The organism is Burkholderia sp. MS455, from assembly GCF_016899445.1.
In the GTDB taxonomy this organism is placed as follows: Bacteria; Pseudomonadota; Gammaproteobacteria; order Burkholderiales; family Burkholderiaceae; genus Burkholderia; species Burkholderia pyrrocinia_C.
Window position 1 is genome coordinate 1,925,900 of record NZ_CP041778.1, and the last position, 18,844, is coordinate 1,944,743.

The following is an 18,844-nucleotide window of genomic DNA, read 5'->3' on the forward strand; positions in this document are numbered from 1 at the left end:
GCGCCACGGCGATGCGAGCCGCTATGCGCGCCTTGCACGGCAGGACAACCATGACTTTCGATTTCGCACTCCGTCTTTTCACCGCGTTCGCCTGCGGCGTCGCCATCGGCCTCGAGCGCCAGATGCGCCAGCGCACGGCCGGCCTGCGCACGATCACGCTCGTCGCGAGCGGCGCGTGCCTGTTCGTCACGCTCGGCGTGTTGACCGGCAACGGCGTCGCGGGCGTCACGCAGATCGCCGCGTACGTCGTGTCGGGCGTCGGCTTTCTCGGCGGCGGTGTGATCATGCGCGACAAGGGCTCGATCCAGGGCATCAACACGGCCGCGACGCTGTGGTGTTCAGCCGCCGTCGGCGTGCTGTCCGGCTCCGGCCATTACGTGCCCGCGCTCGCCGGCACGGGCGTCGTGCTGCTCACCAACACCGTGCTGCGCGGCGTCAGCCAGGCGATCAACGCAACGCCCGTGTCGAACGCCGATCTCGTGCGCGAATACCAGATCACCGTGATCTGCCTCGCCGCCGACGAAGTGCATATCCGCACGCTGCTGTCGAACTCGATGTACGCGAAGCCGCTGTCGTTCCAGAGCCTGACGAGCGAGGACGTGCCCGACCAGCCTGACCGGCTGAAAGTGACCGCGACGCTGAAGCTGCATCCGAAGGATCAGCAGAAGCTCGAGCAGATCGCGAGCCGGATGAGCATGGAGAAGAGCATTTCCAGCGTGAGCTGGACCGCGAAGGAAGCGGAGCCGTTGATGGAGTGAGCGGCATGGCGGCCGCCGGATTCGGCGTCGCCGCCCTCGCTCGCGTCAGGGTGCCTCGATGAGCCCGGCCGAGATCGCCTTGACGACCGCCTGGACCTTGTTCGTCGCGCCGAGCTTCTCGAGGATGTTGTTGACGTGGAAGTTGACCGTCCGCTCCGAGATGCTGAGGATCTGGCCGATTTCGCATGCGGTCTTGCCTTCGGCGGTCCAGCACAGCACCTCGCGCTCGCGCGCGGTCAGCGTGACGCCCGCCGCGGGTGACAGCTTCGGCACCATGAAGCGGCTCATCAGCGAATGCGACAGGTTCGCGAGCCAGTTCGTCTGCAGCGTCAGCATATTGATCTCGGCCGGCGTGAGCCGGTCGGCGTGGCGCGCGATGCTCAGCAGCCCGAACGCACCGCGGGCCGCCCAGCTCGACTGCGCGACACCCACCGACAGCCCGAATTCGCGCGCGTCCTGCCACAGCGGGTTCGAATCGATCCGGTCGACATCCGGCCAGACGATCATGTTGGTGCTGTGCGCGCCGTCGCGCACCGTCGAATCGATCTCGATGTAGTTCCGCGCCTGGTAGTGCGCCATCCAGCCATCCGGATAGGTATCGAAGATCGCGACCGACGGTTTCGACACCGGCAGCGGCACGCGAATGCCGTAACAGCAGTATTCGAATCCCAGCCGTCTGGAATAGGCGGCGATCCGCTGGAAGAGCTGCTGCTCGTCTTCCGCGGCGCTGAATTGTTGATAGGCATCCTGCCAGCGCAGTTCCATTCGTTCTCCGACAACGTCACGCTGTCATACTTGTCAGGTGCCAGCTCCAGTTCGAGGCTGATACATTCCGCGCATGACTTCACCTTTGCTGCACCCGGTCCCCGGCCCGTCCCCGGACGGCTACGTGCGCCTGTCAGAAGGCGCACTGGCCGCGCTTGCACTCGATCATGTCACAAGCGGCCTCGATACATCGCTGCTCGCGGAACTGCGCGACAACGCGATCGACGCACGCCTCGCCGGCTATACCGAATGGCAGCGCACGGCCCGTGCCGGCGTCCCTTACGTGACGGTCGGCTGGGACTGGTACCTCGAACGCGCAACGGGCACGTTCGTCATCACCGGCGGCGACGTCCGCAGCAACGTAATGGCCGTCGACGCCACGGGTGCCGACATCGGCATGTTCCGCACGGCCACCGCTCTCGTAGCGCGGCTCGCCTGCATCGACTGGCACGCCGCGGTCGCGTCGGCCCTGCTCGGTCGCAACGACGCCTATCATGCCGGTCCGACGCTCCAGTGACAACCGGCTGCGCATTCATCTGACAATTTCCAAGATGCTGGCGCTCTTTATAAGCAAAAGCGCCCGGTTTTTCAATCCCGTCGATCAAGAAACCGTTACCACGTCCTAAATGGCGTCTTTACGCCGCCCAACCTGTAAGAGTTACCAGTTACCGCCTCCTCGTGCCGCGCGATGTAATGCATGCATACAAAAGCACAAATCCGAGGACACCATGCGGACCTTCGTTCACGAAGAAGGGCGGTTGCCACACGAACTTGCAGCGGATCTCGGGCGCTACCGGCGCCGCGTGTTCGTCGAACAACTCGGTTGGGAGCTCCCGTCGGCGAACGAAAGCTTCGAGCGCGACCAGTTCGATCGCGACGATACCGTGTACGTGTTCGCGCGAAATGCCGGCGGCGACATGTGCGGATGTGCGCGCCTACTGCCCACGACGCGCCCGTATCTGCTGCAGTCGCTGTTCGCCGACCTGATCGCCGCAGACATGCCGCTGCCGCAGTCGGCGGCCGTCTGGGAGCTGTCCAGGTTCGCGGCAACCGACGACGAAGGCGGGCCACGCAATGCCGAATGGGCCGTGCGACCGATGCTCGCGGCCGTGGTCGAATGCGCGGCGCAGCTTGGCGCACGGCAGTTGATCGGCGTGACGTTCGCGAGCATGGAGCGGCTGTTCCGCCGGATCGGCATACACGCGCACCGCGCAGGCCCGCCGAAGCAGGTGGACGGACGTCTGGTGGTCGCGTGCTGGATCGATATTGATCCGCAAACGTTTGCGGCACTAGGAATCGAGCCGGGGCAGGCAGCCCGGCAAGCCATCGCCGCCTGAGCCGGAACGCGCGTTTCCGTCCGGGCGGCATCGTAACGAAGGAGAACCAACGTGGACCAGTCTCAGGTCTTTCGCGCGATGATGCCCGGGTTGACGAGCGCCAACGGCGCCCGCATCGCGGTCGCCTATCCGTCGTTTCCCAGGCCGCTGCCGCTCGTGCGGCTCGACCGCCGCGGGCTCGTGTTTCGTGCCGCCGGCGCCGCGCCGCTCGTCTGCGGGCTGCCGCGCGCGGCGACGCTGCTGGTCGCGGACGAGCCGCTGTGCTCGCTGCGCCTCGTGATCCGCGACATCGCCCATGCCGGCGACGGCCGCCATGACCTGACGATGCAGCCGTCCGGCGCCGCTGGCGACGAATTGCTGTGGCATGCGCTGCGCGACCACGCACCGTACCGGCGGATTCAGCATCCGCTCGCGCCCGTTGACGCGTCCCTCGCCGCGAACAGCGAACCGCGCGCGGCGGCCGGCGAAGCCGGGCCGCGCCCGTCGCGCAGCGCGGCTTTCCGCCTGCCGTGCCACAGCGACGCGCTGTTCTTCGCGGACTGGCTCGAATATCACTTCGACGAGCTGCGCGCGCTGTCGCAACAGCACGGGCCGCAACTGCAACTCAACCAGCTCGAACGGAAAGTTGCCGACGACGAGGTTGGCGTGCGCTTCGTCTACGACATCGACGGACACGCGACGCGGCACGCGCTGACCGACTGCGCGCGCGAGGCCTGTGCGTGGATCGAGACGGAGATGCGCGACAAGTACGCGCTGCCTGTCGCGCAGGAGCGGTTTGGCGCGTTTGCGGCGCACGCGCGGGCCGGCGGCATGTAAGTGCGGTATCGGTTGCGTCGACGCGAGGCGGCCGGTACGGCAGCAAGTTGCATCGATACAACGGGGGCTTGCCAATCTTCGGGTTTTCCCTTAAATTTACGTCTGTCTCCTCCATGTCTCCAAACATGGATTCAGCCCGCTCAAGCAGCGGGCTTTTTTATTGCCTGTGCGAATTGCGGGGCCATACTGCCCGACGCCCTCTGCCAGAGCATTCCGGCGCGCCACAATCCGAATCGGTCGGATTATCATCGGCGGGACTGCCACGCTCCCCCCGAGTCCAACTTGCACGCCCATCTGCGCATTGCCCGCCCGGTTGGCAACCTTGCCAGAACCGAGCGCATGTATCGCGACGCCCTCGAATTGTCGGTGCTCGCGCGCTTCGAAGATCACGACGGCTTTTCCGGCGTGATGCTCGGACGCGAAGGACTCGACTACCACTTCGAATTCACGCACTGCCCGGACCATCCGATCGCGCCGTCTCCAACGCCCGAAGACCTTATCGTCTTCTACCTGCCCGATCGTCCGGCATGGGAAGCTGCCTGCGAGCGCGCGACCGCGCACGGCTTCATGCCTGTGATGTCGTTCAATCCGTACTGGGAGATATCGGGCCAGACATTCGAGGATGCCGACGGCTACAGGATCGTGCTGCAGAACGCCGCATGGCGCTGACGGCCCGATGCACGTATGCCGTTCAGGTAACGTCACGAACCCGGATGCAGAACGGATGAAGGGGAAATCGCGATCGTCGCGTCGGCCGACGACGATCGGAAGAACAAGCAGCGAGAAACGGGCGCCAGTGCGCCCGCTGTAATTACTCGTTTTCCTCGAAGTAATGCCCGAACTTCGTCTGCTTCGTACGGATATAACGCTCGTTTTCCTCGCGCACGGGCACCGCGAGCGCCACGCGTTCACAGACGGGAATGCCGTGCTTCGCGAGCGTGTCGAACTTCTTCGGGTTGTTGCTCATCAAGCGCACCGACGTCACGCCGAGGATCCGGAGGATCGCGGCGGCCGAGTCGTATTCGCGAGCGTCGTCGGGCAGGCCGAGGTCGAGGTTCGCCTCGACAGTATCGCGCCCCTGCTCCTGCAGCGCGTATGCGCGAATCTTGTTGCTCAGGCCGATCCCGCGCCCCTCATGGCCGCGCAGATACAGCAGCACGCCGCGGTCTTCGGCCGCGATGTAGCGCAACGCGAGATCGAGTTGCTCGCCGCAATCGCAGCGGTACGAGCCGAACACATCGCCGGTCAGGCATTCGGAATGCAGTCGCGTCAGCACGGACTGCTCGCCGGTCACGTCGCCCATCACGAGCGCGAGATGTTCGGCATCGCTGCCCGATACGCGGAATGCGTATGACGTGAACGTACCGTAGCGCGTAGGCAGCGACGCAGTGGCGACGAGCGTCACGCACTCGTCGGCCTGGCCGTTGCCCGGCGTGGGCGATTGGGGACGCAAAGACATCATGAATTCAATCGAAACGTTCAGGAATGTAGGAGTTGTGTGGATAGTGCGTGACGGGAGTTTACCGCTAATCTGGAAACGTCACGCGACTGCCGCCGCCTGCCCGGCTATACTGGGCCCATCGGGTGACGCGCATCACGCCTGCCTTCCCTGCATCGACCTGCACACGGAGAAAGCGAATGAGCACGACTGTCGCGCAGATTCTCAAGGCCAAGCCGGATTCGGGCCGCACCATCTACACCGTCAAGAAGAACGACCTCGTCTACGACGCCATCAAGCTGATGGCGGAAAAGGGCATCGGCGCTTTGCTGGTCGTGGACGGCGACGACATCGCAGGCATCGTCACCGAGCGCGACTACGCGCGCAAGATCGTCCTGCAGGACCGTTCATCGAAAGCCACCCGCGTCGAGGAAATCATGACGGCGAAGGTGCGCTACGTCGAACCGTCGCAGTCCACCGACGAGTGCATGGCGCTGATGACCGAGCACCGGATGCGCCACCTGCCCGTCCTCGACGGCGGCAAGCTGATCGGCCTCATCTCGATCGGCGACCTCGTGAAGAGCGTGATTGCCGATCAGCAGTTCACGATCAGCCAGCTCGAACACTACATTCACGGCACGCCCGCGGTTACGTCCGTCTGACCCGCTCCAGCAAAAAAGGCCCAAACGCGTAAGCGTCTGGGCGGAAAGCCGCCGGCATGCGGCGACGGAGGTTCTGCTCCTGCGGGCGAACAACGCGCGCGGACGGCGCGCGTCTCGTCGATTAAGCGGTGCGCTCGGGCAGACCGGGGACGTTCGGTTAGTTGCCGAAGTAGACCGAGTTCACGGGATTCGGTGCTTCCCGCGTCATGCGGCGGCCAGCTTGTCCGGCACCCGTCGCCACTGCACCGTAGCCGCTCGTATCGGCCTGCGCGAGCATCGGCTGGTTCGGCTGGATCCGTTGTTCGGCCGCCTGGATATTGCTCGGATATTGCGAATCGCTCGCCAGCGGCTTGTAGCCGTTCTGTTCGAGTTGCACGAGTTCGGCCTTGACCTGGTCGCGGGTCAGCCCTTGGTCGGACTGCGCAAACGACGCGATCGGGGCGGCAAGGACGGATGCGGCGATGGCTGCGTAGATGATCGACTTCATGATTTACCTCCGGAATATGTTCTCTTTTGACGTCGCCTCGGCAGGACTGTCTGAAGCGATTGAGTTCAGTGTAGTTCTCGCCACTCCAAGGGGAAACCCTTAGTTTCAACATACAGCGTTGCGATTTTGGAAAATATCGCCCACTGTTTATGGACCGGGGCATTGCCACTTGCCTCATCCGCACAACAATCGCTGACGAAACGCCAACAGCCGGATCACATATCCCGAAGGTTGTGTTGTAAAATCGTAAGGTTTTATTCGCCAGTCGATTCAATATTCCATCCACCATGTACGCGCTCACGCCCCTCTCGGTTTCGCTGTCCGGCCCGGCCGGCGCGCGCGCACGCGCCGGCCATCCGGCGCATCCACTCGCTCGACGCACGGCCCAGGCGCCGCTCGCCCCTGCCCGGCGCCTGATCTGACGGCTCGGTCTCCTCCCGGAGCCAGGTCAGACAGGCTCCGGGCGATCCTCATAGGCACGCCACGCCTGCCCCTGCCGATCATTTGGAGAACTGCCATGAAACAACGCCTTTACCAGTTGACTGAACTCGACGTCGCTCGCCTCGAGAAGCACGCCGAACACAACCCGCGATTCCAGACAATGCTCGACACACTGCTCGAACGCGCCGACATCGTCCAGCCCGACGCCATCAAGGCGAACGTCGTCACGATGAACTCGCAGATCACGCTGCTCGATGAAGCGACCCAGGAACAGGCCACCTGGACGATTGTTTATCCGGACGCCGCCAATCTCGAACTCGGCCGCCTGAACGTCTTCTCGCCCGTCGGCATGGCGCTGCTGGGTACGCAGCGCGGCCAGATGGTCAAGGTGATGCAGCCGAGCGGCGCCGAAAAGCTGATGAAGGTCGCCGCGATCGTGTTCCAGCCGGAAGCCAACGGCGAATACACGCGCTGACGCCGCCGGTCGGCAAGCGCCGCAACGGGCGCAGAACGAAAAAAGCGAGGCACAGGCCTCGCTTTTTTACGTCTGGACGATCCGGATTATCGTCTTCGCAATTTACAGACGAAAAAAAGGCGCCCGAAGGCGCCTTTTTCGATGCTGCGAAGCGAGTTACCCCGCCGTCACGCTTAGAAGCGGTGACGCAGACCAACCGTTGCTGCGGTTTGGTTGATCGACGAGCTCGGAGCCGTCGTGACGTCGCCGTTGTAGATCGAAGCGCCGCCGGCGTTCTTCGATGCACGTTGGTACACAGCTTGTGCGTACACGTCCGTGCGCTTCGACAGAGCGTAGTCAGCTTGCAGGCCGAACTGGTTCCAGTGCGCGCTGCTGCCGTCAACCTTCGCGTTCGTGTACGTGTAAGCAGCACCCAGGCCGAGAGCCGGCGTCAGGTTGTACTTTGCGTTGACTTCGTAGTTGTCAGCGCGCAGCGAGCCGCCGCCGTTCGCTTGGTTGTCCAGACGCGATTGCGTCCATGCTGCGCCGACTTGCGCCGGGCCGAATGCGTATGCTGCAGCTGCACCGAACGTGCGGTTACGGCCTTGAGCGGCGAACGCGTTGACTGCGCCCGACGGGTTAGCCACCGAACCGATGTTCGCTTGCGAGTATGCTGCACCCAGCTTCAGGCCTTGGAACTGGTACGACGCACCGCCGCTGTACGCACGGTTGTTGCCGAAGTTCGTGTTGTTCGAGAACGAGTACGTGCCGCCGAATTGCAGGCCAGCGTAGTTCGCGCTCGTGTACTTGACCGTGTTGTTCAGCGCGACGTCGCCGTTCGTGCTCAGACGGTCGTTGTTCAGCGGGTGCGCGAAGTACGTGCCGCCCCACGAGCCCGTTGCCGTCAGCGGCGCCAGGTAGTCTTGCGTTGCGTCGTACTGCTTACCCAGCGTGACCGTGCCGTACTGGCTCGACAGACCAACGAACGACTGACGGTTGAACATGCCGCCGTTGCCGTTCGCGAACTTGCCGTTACCGATGTTGAAGCCGCTTTCCAACGTGAAGATTGCCTTCAGGCCACCACCCAGGTCTTCCGAGCCACGCAGGCCGAAACGGCTCTGGTCAATGCCCGAACCCATCGCCCACTGCGACTTGCCGTTGACCGGCTGGCCAGCTGCGTTGACGCCCGTTGCGATGTTGCTTTGGTAGGTGATGCCTGCGTCCAGCACGCCGTACAGCGTGACGCTGCTTTGCGCGTGAGCGACGGTAGCGAACGATGCTGCTGCTGCTGCAACGATCAGAGTCTTGTTCATTCGTGGAGCTCCCTTCTAAAAAGAGGCAGGTCTCGCGACCTTGTTTCATAAACGGTCTCAACCGCCCGGGAACGCCATCGGTCCTGCTGGCCGCGCCCGGATAGTTGCCCGTTTGGGAACCGTGAGTTTAGGGGTGTACCCTAGGGGCGCGATCCGCAAATAAAGAAATAAGCTTTTCCAGAACTAGAAATAATGAACCTGGGGCTGAGTTATAAGTATTTGTTTTGACGCCTGTTTTTGACTTCTTGACGGGGGCTTTTTGGAGGCTTTCATCGGACCATTCTTTCATGTCATCGTCTTGACGGTTGCATAGAAACAACAAACAGGTTCGGCTGAACACCCCGAAATCGGCAATTTTTACCCATTCCAGTCTCAAAATGCCGGGCTTCGATCGTCTAAAGCGTGTCGGTCGACCAGTAAACAGGGAGCGACGCCCGTGCAGCGGGCGATGTCCGCCTGTCAGTCCGCAGAAACGGAAGGCCGATCTCCACCGGCTGGCCGCCCAGCCGTGTGCCGTGACACGCGGTAACAGCCTTAACCGCCGGCGTAACCCGGCAGGTGTACCGGCACGCTAACGTAAGGCAGCCTCCAATACAGAACAGGACACGCCATGAATCGACGCTCGTTGCTGCGCGCCATCGGATTGACCGCCGCCTTCGTCGGCACCGGCTGGCTCCGCGCCGCCTCGGCCCAGCCCGCGCCGCCGGTGTACCGGCCGTCCGGCCCGAACCGCGTGCCCGGCGGGCCGCCTTATGCCGACCGCCCGGGCTTCGGGCCGCCGGCGGCCCGGCACGACCGCCGCCCGCCGCCACCACGGCCGCACGGCTATATCTGGACGGACGGTTACTGGCGCTGGCAGCGCGGCCGCTATATATGGGTGCCCGGCCGCTGGATCGCACGACGCCCCGGGCGTCGCTGGGTGCCCGGCTACTGGCGTCGCCAGGGACAAGTGTGGGTCTACGTCGACGGTTCGTGGCGATAGGCGGTTGCCCGGGTCCGGCCCATGGCGGCCCCGGGCCCAAAGCCGGACGGCGTGCGAACCCGCGTCGTTCGGCTCCGGAATCATGGTGCCCGACAGGCGCACTCGCGGCGGCTGCGCCGCGCGCCCCTTCCCCGGAACGATCCCGACCGCCAAAGCCGACGCCTGGGCGTCCAATCAGGCAACGTCGACACGCAATATGTCCGCCGATCTCCGGCGCGTCATCGTGCATCGACCGAATTCCCGCCACTCTCTTATCGCGCGCATCGCATGCCGCGCGACAGACGGCTGAATGTTTCGCCCCCCGGGTGCCAGGCCCATTATCCGGGCGCCATATCGCAAGCGCATCGCCGCATTCGCGACGAATACGGCAAGGCATCGTCGAGCCGTCCATTCCGGCAAAATAATTCGGATAACGAAATCATGAGATGCCGATGCGATTGTATCGAACATGCGTCACCGCATCGCGCTCCGTCCGCAACAGCCCGACAAGCGACAGAACGGCACGTGCATCCCCTCAGCGCGCGCCGCCCTCCTGCCCCCGTGCCCGAAGGCGCGCGGCACAGATCGCAGATGATGTTCGTCGGCCCACCGGATCATCGCCTGCATCGGCGTCAGGAACGAACGCCCGAGGTCGGTCAGCGCATATTCGACGCGCGGCGGCACTTCGGCAAACAGCGTGCGGCTGACGAAGCCGTCCTGCTCGAGCCGCTTGAGCGTGCGCGACAGCATCTGGATCGACACATCGCCGATCGCGCGGCCGAGTTCGTTGAAGCGCATCGTTCCGCCGGACAGCGCTTCGAGCACGAGCAGGCTCCATTGGTCGCCGATGCGGTCGAGCACATCGCGGATCGGGCACGGCTGATCGAGTTCGACGGTTTCGTCGGCGAGCGGGAACGGCATGACTGGATTCCCTTTCACGGGCAATGCACGGTCACCGCGGTGTGACCTGTTCACACCGCGGTGACTTCTTGTGACGGGGTCGCGGCAACTGTACCATTCGATCGACCCGAAAGCCGCACGTACGAATTGGCCAGTTCAACGAAGCATGACGATGCAGCCCGTCGTCGCAACGTCGCCGGTCGCGACGCCCCCTGCGTGTCGCTACGGCATGCGTGCTCGCGGCCAAGCCCCCATCGCCCGCCGATCGGCACGATCGTAACGATCGGCGCAATCCGCAGGCGCGCATCGCACGCCAACCGACGAATCGCCAGACAAGGAAAACGCTACATGTCATCGCTCCACTCCCCCGTTCGCGCCGTTGCCGCATGCGTCCTGCTGGCCGCATCGGCGGCCGCATTCGCCGCCGGCCCGGCCACGCGCGACCTGGCCGCCGAGGAAGCCAACCGCCAGCTCGTGCTGACGTTCTACGACCGCTTCTTCAACAAGCACGAAGCGGTCGAGGCAGCCGCCGTCGTCGCGGACGACTACAAGCAGCACAACCCGCACGTACCGGACGGCAAGAAGCCGTTCGTGTCGTACTTCGTCGGTGCATTCCAGAAGAACCCGGCATCGCGTGCGCGCATCGTCCGCAGCGCGACCGACGGCGATCTCGTTTACCTGCACGTACATGCAACCGAGCGTCCGGGCGATCGCGGCGAAGCGGTCGTCGACATCTTCCGCGTGAAGGACGGCAAGATCGTCGAGCACTGGGACGTGATCCAGTCGGTGCCCGAAACGGCCGCGAACCGGAACACGATGTTCTGACACGCGGGCCGGCGCGCCGCGTGCAACGATGCGCGCCGGCCGCCGCCAAACGACCGGCCACCCGCCACGCAAGCGCCGCTGCCCCGCGCCGGCGAAGTCCCCTACAATCGAGCAGCGCCGCCGCGCCGGCCGCGGGCTCGCATGACCGCACCGCAGGCGCGCCGCCGCACACGAAGCGCGACCGGCGCGCGCAGCTCGCGCACCTGAAGCTCGTCGATCCGGCCGACATGAGCCGTTTCGACCGGCTCGGCGCGATCGCAAGCGCGCAGACGCCGTGGACGGCCGCACGCGAGGAGCAGCAACAGCGCTACCGCGACCTGCTCGGCAACAAGCGCGCCGCGCGGAATTGCCCGTTCCGCAGCATGCGCGACGCGGGCGTGATGCTCGCGGCCGGTTCAGACTGGTCGGTCAGCACGATGGACCCGATGCAGATCATCCAGACGGGTGTCACGTACCTGCCGACCGACCAGCCCGACAGCCCGCCGTGGAATCCGCACGAGCGCCTCGACCTGCTCACGATGCTCGAAGCCTATACGGTGAACACCGCGTACGCGCCGCGTTTCGACGACTGCACGGGCTCGCTCGAAGCGGGCAAGGACGCGAGCTTCGCGATCCTCGACCGCAATCCGTTCGCGCCCCCGGTCGAGACCTTCGCGCAAACCCGCGCGATCGAGGCGAGCTTGCGCGGCGAAATCGTATACGCCGCGCCGGGCTGGGCCGACTGAAGCACGAACCGGCACGAACCGGGCGGCCGTCAGGCGACGTCGAGCGCCAGCACCTGCCCGGTCGTCAGCACGTCGCCGAACGTATCCGACAGCGCGGCCAGCGTCGCGCGATGGAGATCGCGGTGCGGCACCGTGTCGCCGTCCGCGACGTCGAGGTCGCGCGTCGCGCATGCATCGTCGACGACGATCACCGCATAGCCGAGCGGCACTGCATCGCGGGCCGCGCCGGCGACACACGCATGCGTCATCAGGCCCGTGACGATCAGCGTGTCGATGCCGGCCGCCTTCAGGCGCGCATCGATGTCCGTGGTCGGGAACACGCTCACCGACGTCTTCTTCACGACCGTGTGGTGCGGCGCCGGCTGCAGGTCCGCGTGAAAGCGGAAGCCGTCGCTACCGTCGGCGAAGATCGGGCTGTCGGCCGTACCGACGTGCTGGACATGAAACACGGGAATGCCCGCACGGTCGGCGAACGCGATCACGCGCCGCGCGTTGGCGAGCGCGTGCGGCCCTTCCGGAATCGGCAGGCGGCCGCTGAAATATTCATTCTGGAAATCGATCACCAGCAGCGCGGTGCGGGCGGCGACGATCGACGTCGGCGCCGTCGCGCCGGCCAGGGTACGGATGGTCGGATGTTGCATGGGTCGCTCTCTCGGTTGGCACATTGAACGGAACGGCGCGCGGGCTTGCCGGCGCCGCCGGACGCGGCCTGGGGCTTCCCCGGCCGCGAGGCGCCAGTGTCGGGCAGAGCGGCTTTGCGCGACAGCGGCCCGCAGGACAACGTCCGACAGGATCGGGCCAACGTGCGCGCGACCGCGGTTCAGGAAGCGCGGCAGGCGACCAGGCCTCGCTGAACGGCCGGCCGCGCGGTGATGTCGGCGAGCCAGCGCTCGACATGCGGGTAATCGGCAACGTCGAGATCGAGTTCGGCCGCCGAGCGCAACCATGGAAACGCGGCGATGTCGGCGATCGAGTATCGCGACGATGCGAGATACGCCGATTCCGACAATCGGCCGTTCACGACCCCATAGAGGCGCCGCGCTTCGTTCCGGTAGCGAGCGATCGCTTCCGCATTGACCGTCTTCGATGCATGCAGGAACCACCAGAGCTGGCCGAGCATCGGCCCGATCCCGCCGATCTGGAAGTGCAGCCATTGCTGGACCGCCGTACGCTCGGCCAGCGTTTCGGGGTGCAGACAGCCCGTCTTCGCGGCGAGATAGCCGAGGATCGCGCCGGATTCGAACACGGCCAGCCCGGTGTCGTGGTCGACGATGGCCGGAATCTTGCCGTTCGGGTTGATCGCTAGAAACGCCGGGCTGCGCTGCTCGCCGGCGGACAAGTTCACGTGCACGAGGTCGTGCGCGAGCCCGGCCTCTTCCAGATAGATCGCGATCTTGTGCCCGTTCGGCGTGTCGGCCGTATAGAACGTGAGGGAGTGAGTCGATGTCATGTCGGTCCTTGTCATCCGGTTATCGTTGCAACCGCAATCGTTGCAATTGCAATCCTACGCCGGGACCTGGGGCTCCGGTACATGCCAGCACTCGAAAGAGGGATATGCAGACTGTGCGATCCGGGCAGGCCGGCGCGCGGCGGGCAAGCATGGTCACGCCAACCCGGCTATTTCGCGCGAGCCGCACAGGCGATGCACCGGTATGCGCGCGGCCGACGCGCGAGCCGGATGCCGTTACTTCGCGTCGGCCGTCGCTTCACGCGCCGCGGTGGTCGCGCGATCGAGCGCGGCGGCCATCGCCACCTGCTCCTTGCCGGTGAACTGCCCGAGAAAGAGCTCCGAGACCGTCGACTGGTACACCTTCCACATCTTCTTGCGCAGTGCCCGCCCCTTGTCGGTGATGCTCGCGTACGCGGCGCGGCCGTCCTCGGCCGAACGGGCGCGCGTGACGAGCCCCTCCTGTTCGAGCCGGTCGACGAGCCGCGTGAGGTTGTAGCGCTCGATCGCGAGCACGTCGGCCAGTTCGTGCATGCGGCGAGTGCCATCAAGCCCGCTTTCGAGCCCCCACAACGCGTCGTACCACGCATACGCGGGCAGGCCGGCATCCGCGAGGCGGCGCTCGATCTCGCGAATCATCGTCCGGTGCGCGCGGACGAACGAGAACCACAGATCGGGTTCGGATGCACTCATGTCAGGTCGTTCCTTTCGTTTAATTGCAGATGCAATTAAATCTTACCTCGATATGATTCCCGTCCACATATAGTCGCGCACCGCGCGGCAGACAAGATCGTTCCGGCCTGCCGCCCGCCCTGCCCGCGCTACTGCTCCGACTGCGCGAGCGGCCCTTGCGCGCGCTGCGCCGTTCCCGACGGCCAGCCGCCAGCGAGCGCCTTATACAGCGCGACCGTCGATGCCGCGCTGCGCGTGCGCGCGTCGGCCGCCGCATCCTGCGCCTGCAGCAGCGTCCGTTGCGCGTCGAGCACTTCGTAGTAGTCGATCGCGCCGGCCGAGAAGCGCGTCTGCGCGAGCTGAGCGGCCCGTGCGCTGTCGTCCGCGGCACGCACGAGGTGCGTTGTCTCGTCACGCGTGCGTGCGACGCGCAGCAGCGCGTTCTCCGTTTCCTCCAGCGCACCGAGCACGGTCTGCCGGTACTGCGCGAGCTGGCCGGACGCTTCCGCGTCGCTCGCGGCGATCCGCGCACGCACGCGGCCGACGTCGAGGAACGACCAGTCGATCCCGAGCGCGATCAGGTTCGTGTCGCTGCCCGCGCGGAAGAACCCGTAGCTGCTCGTCGCGCTGCCGAGCAACCCCGACAGCGTGAAGCGCGGAAACAGGTCGGCCGTCGCGACGCCGACGCGTGCGGCCGCCGCGTGCAGCCGCGCCTCGGCGGCCGCGACATCGGGGCGCCGGCGCAGCAGGTCGCCCGGCGTGCCGGGATCGATATCGGCGGCAAGCGCCGGCAGCGGCACCGGCGTGCCCGGCGAAGCGGCTGCCTTCGGGAGATCGAACCGGCCGATCAGCGCATCCGGCGTCTGCCCGGTCAGCACCGCGAGCCGGTGCTCGTCGACGCCGATCGCGGCTTCGTACACGGCAATCCGCGACGTCGTCGATTCGTACTGCGCCCGCGCACGCGCCGCATCGAGTTCGGAGCCGCGCCCGGCGCCGACGCGCGCATTGATCAGCGCGAGCGTCTGCTTCTGGTTGTCGGCGTTGTCGCGCGCGATCCGCAACCGCTCCTGCGAGCCGCGCAGATCGACGTACGTGCTCGCGACCTCGCCGGCGATCGCGACACGCACCGCGCGCACGTCCGCCGCGCTCGCAACCGTTTCCGCGCGCTGTGATTCGATCGAGCGGCGCACGCGACCGAACAGGTCGAGTTCCCACGCCGCGTTGATCCCGACGCTGGAGATCGGCGTATCGCGCTGGCTGCGCGGCGCGCCGAACGCCTGGTCCTTGCTCGTTAGTTGATGGCCGATCTGGCCGCTCGCGGTAATCGTCGGATAGCGGTCGAACGTCGCCTGCGACAGCAGCGCGTTCGACGCGTCGTAGCGCGACACGGCAACCTGCAGGTCCTGGTTCGCCGCGAGCGCCGTGTCGATCAGCCGCGTCAGCGCCGGATCGCCGAAGCCGCGCCAGAACGCGGCATCGGCATCGGCCGACGCGTCGGGCGGCATATCGGACGGTGACGCGTCACGCTGCGTCGCCGGCTGTGCGTCGCGCGCGAACCGCGCGGCCGTGGCCGTGTCGGGCCGCTTGAAATCGGGGCCGACCGCGCACGCGGCCAGCGTCACCGACATCGCGAGCGCGGAAAGACGGAAAGCGGCGCTCATCGGTTTTCTCCTTCGAGGGTGCCGTGCTGTTCGCTCCAGACGGCCGGCGTACCGCCCGCGAGCTTGCGGATCGCCACATAGAACACGGGCGTCAGGAACAGCCCGAACAGCGTGACGCCCAGCATCCCCGCGAACACGGTGACGCCGGTGGCCGCGCGCACTTCGCTGCCCGCGCCGCTGCCGATCAGCAGCGGCACCGAACCGGCGATGAATGCGACCGACGTCATCACGATCGGGCGCAGCCGCAGCTTGCACGCTTCGAGCGCGGCCTCGATCACGCCCCTGCCCTGGATTTCGAGTTCGCGCGCGAACTCGACGATCAGGATCGCGTTCTTGCACGCGAGCCCCATCAGCACGACGAGACCGACCTGCACGAACACGTTGTTGTCGCCGCCCGACAGCCACACGCCGAACAGCGCCGCGCACATGCACACGGGCACGATCAGGATCACCGCGAGCGGCAGCGTCCAGCTCTCGTACAGCGATGCGAGCACGAGGAACACGAGCATCACCGCGAGCGGGAACACGACGATCGCCGCGTTGCTTTGCGTGACCTGCTGGTAGCTGAGGTCGGTCCATTCGAGCGTGATGCCGGGCGGCAGCACCTCCTTCGCGATCTGCTGGAGCTTCGCGATCGCCTGCGACGACGACATCGCCTTCGGATCGGCGTCGCCGATCAGGTCGGCGGCCGGATAGCCGTTGTAGCGGACGACCGGGTCGGGCCCGTACGCGGGCCCCACCGTCACCATCGAGCCGATCGGCACCATCTCGCCCTTCGCGTTGCGCGTGCGCAGGTTCGCGATGTCGGCGGCCGTCTGCCGGTGACCGGCATCGGCCTGCGCCATCACGCGATACACGCGGCCGAACACGTTGAAGTCGTTCACGTACATCGAGCCGAGATAAACCTGCAGCGTGTTGAACAGGTCGGTCAGCGCGACGCCCTGCGCCTTCGCCTTCAGCCGGTCGACCTTCACCTCGAGCTGCGGGATGTTCGCCTGGTAAGAGCTGACGGGGTAGCTCATCCCCGGCGTCTTCGCGACCGCGGCCTGGAACGCGGCAAGCGCGTTCTGCAGCGCCCCGTAGCCGAGCCCGCCGCGATCTTCCAGGTACAGCGAGTAGCCGGAGCCGTTGCCGAGGCCCTGGATCGGCGGCGGCATCAGCGCATAGGTGATGCCGCCGCCGATGGCCGCGAAGCGCGCGTTCAGGTCCGCGTTGATCTGCGCGGCGCGGCGGTGACGCTGGTCGAACGGCTTCAGGATCACGTACGAGTTCGTGATGTTCGGCGTGTTCACGCCCTGCAGCGCATTCAGCCCGGCAAACGCCGGCACCATCTCGACGCCGTCGGTGCCGAGCGCGATCTTCGTCATCTGCTCGGTCACCGCGCTGGTGCGCGCGAGCGACGCGCCTTCCGGCAGCTTCGCACCCGCGAACAGGTACAGCTTGTCCTGCACGGGGATGAAGCCGCCCGGCACCGCGTTGAACAACAGCGCGGTGGCCGCGAGCAGTGCCGCGTAGACCGCGAACACCACGCCGCGCCGTTTCAGCGTACGCGCGACGACGCCGTGATAGCGCTCGGAACTGCGCTCGAAGAAGCGGTTGAACGGATGGAACAGCCAGCCGAATGCGCGGTCGAGCGCACGCGTGAGCGCATCCTTCGGCGCACCGTGCGGGCGCAGCAGCTTCGCGGCGAGCGCGGGCGACAGCGTCAGCGAGTTGATTGCGGAGATCACCGTCGAGATCGCGATCGTCACCGCGAACTGCCTGTAGAACTGGCCCGTGACACCAGACATGAACGCCATCGGCACGAACACCGCGCACAGCACGAGCGCGATCGCGACGATCGGCCCCGACACCTCGCGCATCGCCTGGTGTGCGGCATCGCGCGGACTCAGCCCCTGCGCGATGTTGCGCTCGACGTTCTCGACGACGACGATCGCATCGTCGACGACGATCCCGATCGCGAGCACGAGCCCGAACAGCGTCAGCGTGTTGATCGAATAGCCGAGCAGATGGAGAAACGCAAACGTGCCGACCACCGACACGGGCACCGCGACGAGCGGAATGATCGACGCGCGCCAGGTCTGCAGGAACAGGATCACGACGAGCACGACCAGCACGACGGCCTCGATCAGCGTGTGCTGCACCGCGCGGATCGATTCGCGCACGAACACGGTCGGGTCCCACACGGGGCGATATGCGACGCCGGGCGGGAAGCGCTTCGACAGTTCGTCGAGCTTCGCATACACGGCCTTCGCGACGTCGAGCGCGTTCGCGCCCGGCGACAGGAAGATGCCGACCACGGCCGAATGCCTGTCGTTGAAATACGAGCGCAGTGTGTAGTCGCCCGCGCCGAGCTCGATGCGCGCGACGTCGGACAGCTTCACGACCTGGCCGTCGCCGCCGTTGCGCAGCACGATGTCGCTGAATTCCTGAACCGTGCGCAGGCGGCCGCGCACGTTGATCGACACGAGGAAGTCGTGCGCCTTCGGCGACGGCTCCGCGCCGAGCTGGCCGGCCGACACCTGCACGTTCTGCTCGCGCACGGCCGCGATCACGTCGCTCGCGGTCAGCCCGCGCGACGCGAGCCGGTTCGGGTCGAGCCACAACCGCATCGCGTAGTCGCCCGAGCCGTACACGCCGACGTCGCCGATGCCGGTGAGCCGCGACAGCTCGTCCTTCACGTTCAGCGTCAGGTAGTTGCGCAGGTACAGCGAATCGCGGCTGTTGTCCGGCGAGTAGAGGCTCACGTACATCAGCGGCGTCGGCGACTGCTTCTGCGTGGTCACGCCGTACTGGCGCACCTCGTCGGGCAGGCGCGACAGCGCCTGGCTCACGCGGTTCTGCACGCGCACGGCGGCCGTGTCGGGATCGACGCCCTGCAGGAACGTGACGACGACCTGCAGGCTGCCGTCCGACCCGGCGACCGACTTCATGTACATGATGCCTTCGACGCCGTTGATCGCCTCTTCCAGCGGTTCGGCGACCGATTCGGCGATTTCCTTCGGGTTCGCGCCCGGGTACGTCGCACGCACGACGACGCTCGGCGGCACGACTTCCGGGTATTCGCCGGCCGGCAGCATCGGGATCGAGATCAGGCCGATCGCGAAGATGACGATCGACAGCACGACCGCGAAGATCGGCCGGTCGATGAAGAATCGGGAGAAATCCATTACATGCCTCCC

19 protein-coding genes and 1 pseudogene are annotated in these 18,844 nt (G+C 65.9%); 10 read left to right on the forward strand and 10 right to left on the reverse strand.

Translation table 11 applies throughout. The features are described 5' to 3' along the window. The first annotated feature begins 50 nt into the window (after positions 1-50). Positions 51-758, forward strand: coding sequence for an MgtC/SapB family protein (locus FPJ27_RS13225; protein ID WP_010089673.1), 708 nt, complete (start codon positions 51-53; stop codon positions 756-758). A 45-nt stretch (positions 759-803) separates the two neighbouring features. Here the strand turns inward: FPJ27_RS13225 and FPJ27_RS13230 are convergent, their stop codons facing one another. Next, on the reverse strand, positions 804-1,523 hold the full coding sequence (locus tag FPJ27_RS13230; RefSeq protein ID WP_072442490.1) for an autoinducer binding domain-containing protein: 720 nt from the start codon (positions 1,521-1,523) through the stop codon (positions 804-806). 73 nt (positions 1,524-1,596) lie between these two features. Between FPJ27_RS13230 and FPJ27_RS13235 the strand changes: the two genes are divergently transcribed. From FPJ27_RS13235 to FPJ27_RS13250, 4 genes are all read left to right on the forward strand, one after another. Beyond that, a complete protein-coding gene (locus FPJ27_RS13235; RefSeq protein WP_072442488.1) occupies positions 1,597-2,040 on the forward strand; it encodes a DUF4902 domain-containing protein in 444 nt (147 codons plus the stop codon). 211 nt (positions 2,041-2,251) lie between these two features. Then, positions 2,252-2,860 carry an acyl-homoserine-lactone synthase gene (locus FPJ27_RS13240; protein ID WP_204423188.1) on the forward strand — a complete coding sequence of 203 codons (609 nt, stop codon included), beginning with the start codon at positions 2,252-2,254 and terminating at the stop codon, positions 2,858-2,860. Between the two features lie 51 nt (positions 2,861-2,911). After that, complete coding sequence (locus tag FPJ27_RS13245) at positions 2,912-3,676, forward strand: hypothetical protein (RefSeq protein ID WP_072442484.1); 765 nt, start codon at positions 2,912-2,914, stop codon at positions 3,674-3,676. Between the two features lie 282 nt (positions 3,677-3,958). Next, positions 3,959-4,345 (forward strand): VOC family protein, encoded by a 387-nt coding sequence (locus FPJ27_RS13250; RefSeq protein ID WP_034180408.1) that lies wholly within the window; start codon positions 3,959-3,961, stop codon positions 4,343-4,345. Between the two features lie 142 nt (positions 4,346-4,487). On the opposite strand, the gene ribA is transcribed toward FPJ27_RS13250, so the two are convergent. Continuing rightward, positions 4,488-5,138, reverse strand: a complete 651-nt coding sequence (gene ribA / locus FPJ27_RS13255) for a GTP cyclohydrolase II (protein ID WP_034180409.1) — start codon at positions 5,136-5,138, stop codon at positions 4,488-4,490. A gap of 176 nt (positions 5,139-5,314) precedes the next feature. Between ribA and FPJ27_RS13260 the strand changes: the two genes are divergently transcribed. After that, positions 5,315-5,776, forward strand: a complete 462-nt coding sequence (locus FPJ27_RS13260) for a CBS domain-containing protein (RefSeq protein WP_072442482.1) — start codon at positions 5,315-5,317, stop codon at positions 5,774-5,776. Positions 5,777-5,933: 157 nt separating this feature from the next. Here the strand turns inward: FPJ27_RS13260 and FPJ27_RS13265 are convergent, their stop codons facing one another. Beyond that, a complete protein-coding gene (locus FPJ27_RS13265; RefSeq protein ID WP_047902886.1) occupies positions 5,934-6,263 on the reverse strand; it encodes a DUF4148 domain-containing protein in 330 nt (109 codons plus the stop codon). Positions 6,264-6,780: 517 nt separating this feature from the next. On the opposite strand from FPJ27_RS13265, the gene FPJ27_RS13270 reads away from it, so the two are divergent. Then, positions 6,781-7,179 carry a GreA/GreB family elongation factor gene (locus FPJ27_RS13270; protein WP_006486027.1) on the forward strand — a complete coding sequence of 133 codons (399 nt, stop codon included), beginning with the start codon at positions 6,781-6,783 and terminating at the stop codon, positions 7,177-7,179. 173 nt (positions 7,180-7,352) lie between these two features. Here the strand turns inward: FPJ27_RS13270 and FPJ27_RS13275 are convergent, their stop codons facing one another. After that, positions 7,353-8,471 carry a porin gene (locus FPJ27_RS13275; protein WP_072442479.1) on the reverse strand — a complete coding sequence of 373 codons (1,119 nt, stop codon included), beginning with the start codon at positions 8,469-8,471 and terminating at the stop codon, positions 7,353-7,355. A gap of 610 nt (positions 8,472-9,081) precedes the next feature. Between FPJ27_RS13275 and FPJ27_RS13280 the strand changes: the two genes are divergently transcribed. Further along, positions 9,082-9,453 (forward strand): YXWGXW repeat-containing protein, encoded by a 372-nt coding sequence (locus FPJ27_RS13280; protein ID WP_204421424.1) that lies wholly within the window; start codon positions 9,082-9,084, stop codon positions 9,451-9,453. 514 nt (positions 9,454-9,967) lie between these two features. On the opposite strand, the pseudogene FPJ27_RS13285 reads toward FPJ27_RS13280, so the two are convergent. Further along, a pseudogene (locus tag FPJ27_RS13285) lies at positions 9,968-10,353 on the reverse strand (helix-turn-helix domain-containing protein). A 327-nt stretch (positions 10,354-10,680) separates the two neighbouring features. On the opposite strand from FPJ27_RS13285, the gene FPJ27_RS13290 reads away from it, so the two are divergent. Continuing rightward, positions 10,681-11,157, forward strand: coding sequence for a nuclear transport factor 2 family protein (locus tag FPJ27_RS13290; protein ID WP_204421425.1), 477 nt, complete (start codon positions 10,681-10,683; stop codon positions 11,155-11,157). Positions 11,158-11,177: 20 nt separating this feature from the next. Then, positions 11,178-11,882, forward strand: coding sequence for an amidohydrolase family protein (locus FPJ27_RS13295; RefSeq protein ID WP_239483182.1), 705 nt, complete (start codon positions 11,178-11,180; stop codon positions 11,880-11,882). 29 nt (positions 11,883-11,911) lie between these two features. Here FPJ27_RS13295 and FPJ27_RS13300 read toward each other — a convergent pair whose 3' ends face one another. From FPJ27_RS13300 to FPJ27_RS13320, 5 genes are all read right to left on the reverse strand, one after another. Beyond that, the gene (locus FPJ27_RS13300) at positions 11,912-12,523 is read right to left on the reverse strand and encodes a cysteine hydrolase family protein (RefSeq protein WP_204421426.1); all 612 of its coding nucleotides are present in this window, start codon (positions 12,521-12,523) and stop codon (positions 11,912-11,914) included. Between the two features lie 179 nt (positions 12,524-12,702). Further along, positions 12,703-13,332, reverse strand: a complete 630-nt coding sequence (locus FPJ27_RS13305; protein WP_204421427.1) for a glutathione binding-like protein — start codon at positions 13,330-13,332, stop codon at positions 12,703-12,705. 234 nt (positions 13,333-13,566) lie between these two features. Further along, positions 13,567-14,022 carry a MarR family transcriptional regulator gene (locus FPJ27_RS13310; RefSeq protein ID WP_204421428.1) on the reverse strand — a complete coding sequence of 152 codons (456 nt, stop codon included), beginning with the start codon at positions 14,020-14,022 and terminating at the stop codon, positions 13,567-13,569. Positions 14,023-14,150: 128 nt separating this feature from the next. Continuing rightward, the gene (locus FPJ27_RS13315; protein WP_204421429.1) at positions 14,151-15,662 is read right to left on the reverse strand and encodes an efflux transporter outer membrane subunit; all 1,512 of its coding nucleotides are present in this window, start codon (positions 15,660-15,662) and stop codon (positions 14,151-14,153) included. Continuing rightward, positions 15,659-18,832 (reverse strand): multidrug efflux RND transporter permease subunit, encoded by a 3,174-nt coding sequence (locus FPJ27_RS13320; RefSeq protein ID WP_204421430.1) that lies wholly within the window; start codon positions 18,830-18,832, stop codon positions 15,659-15,661. The genes FPJ27_RS13315 and FPJ27_RS13320 overlap by 4 nt, the downstream gene beginning before the upstream one ends. Positions 18,833-18,844: the final 12 nt, after the last annotated feature.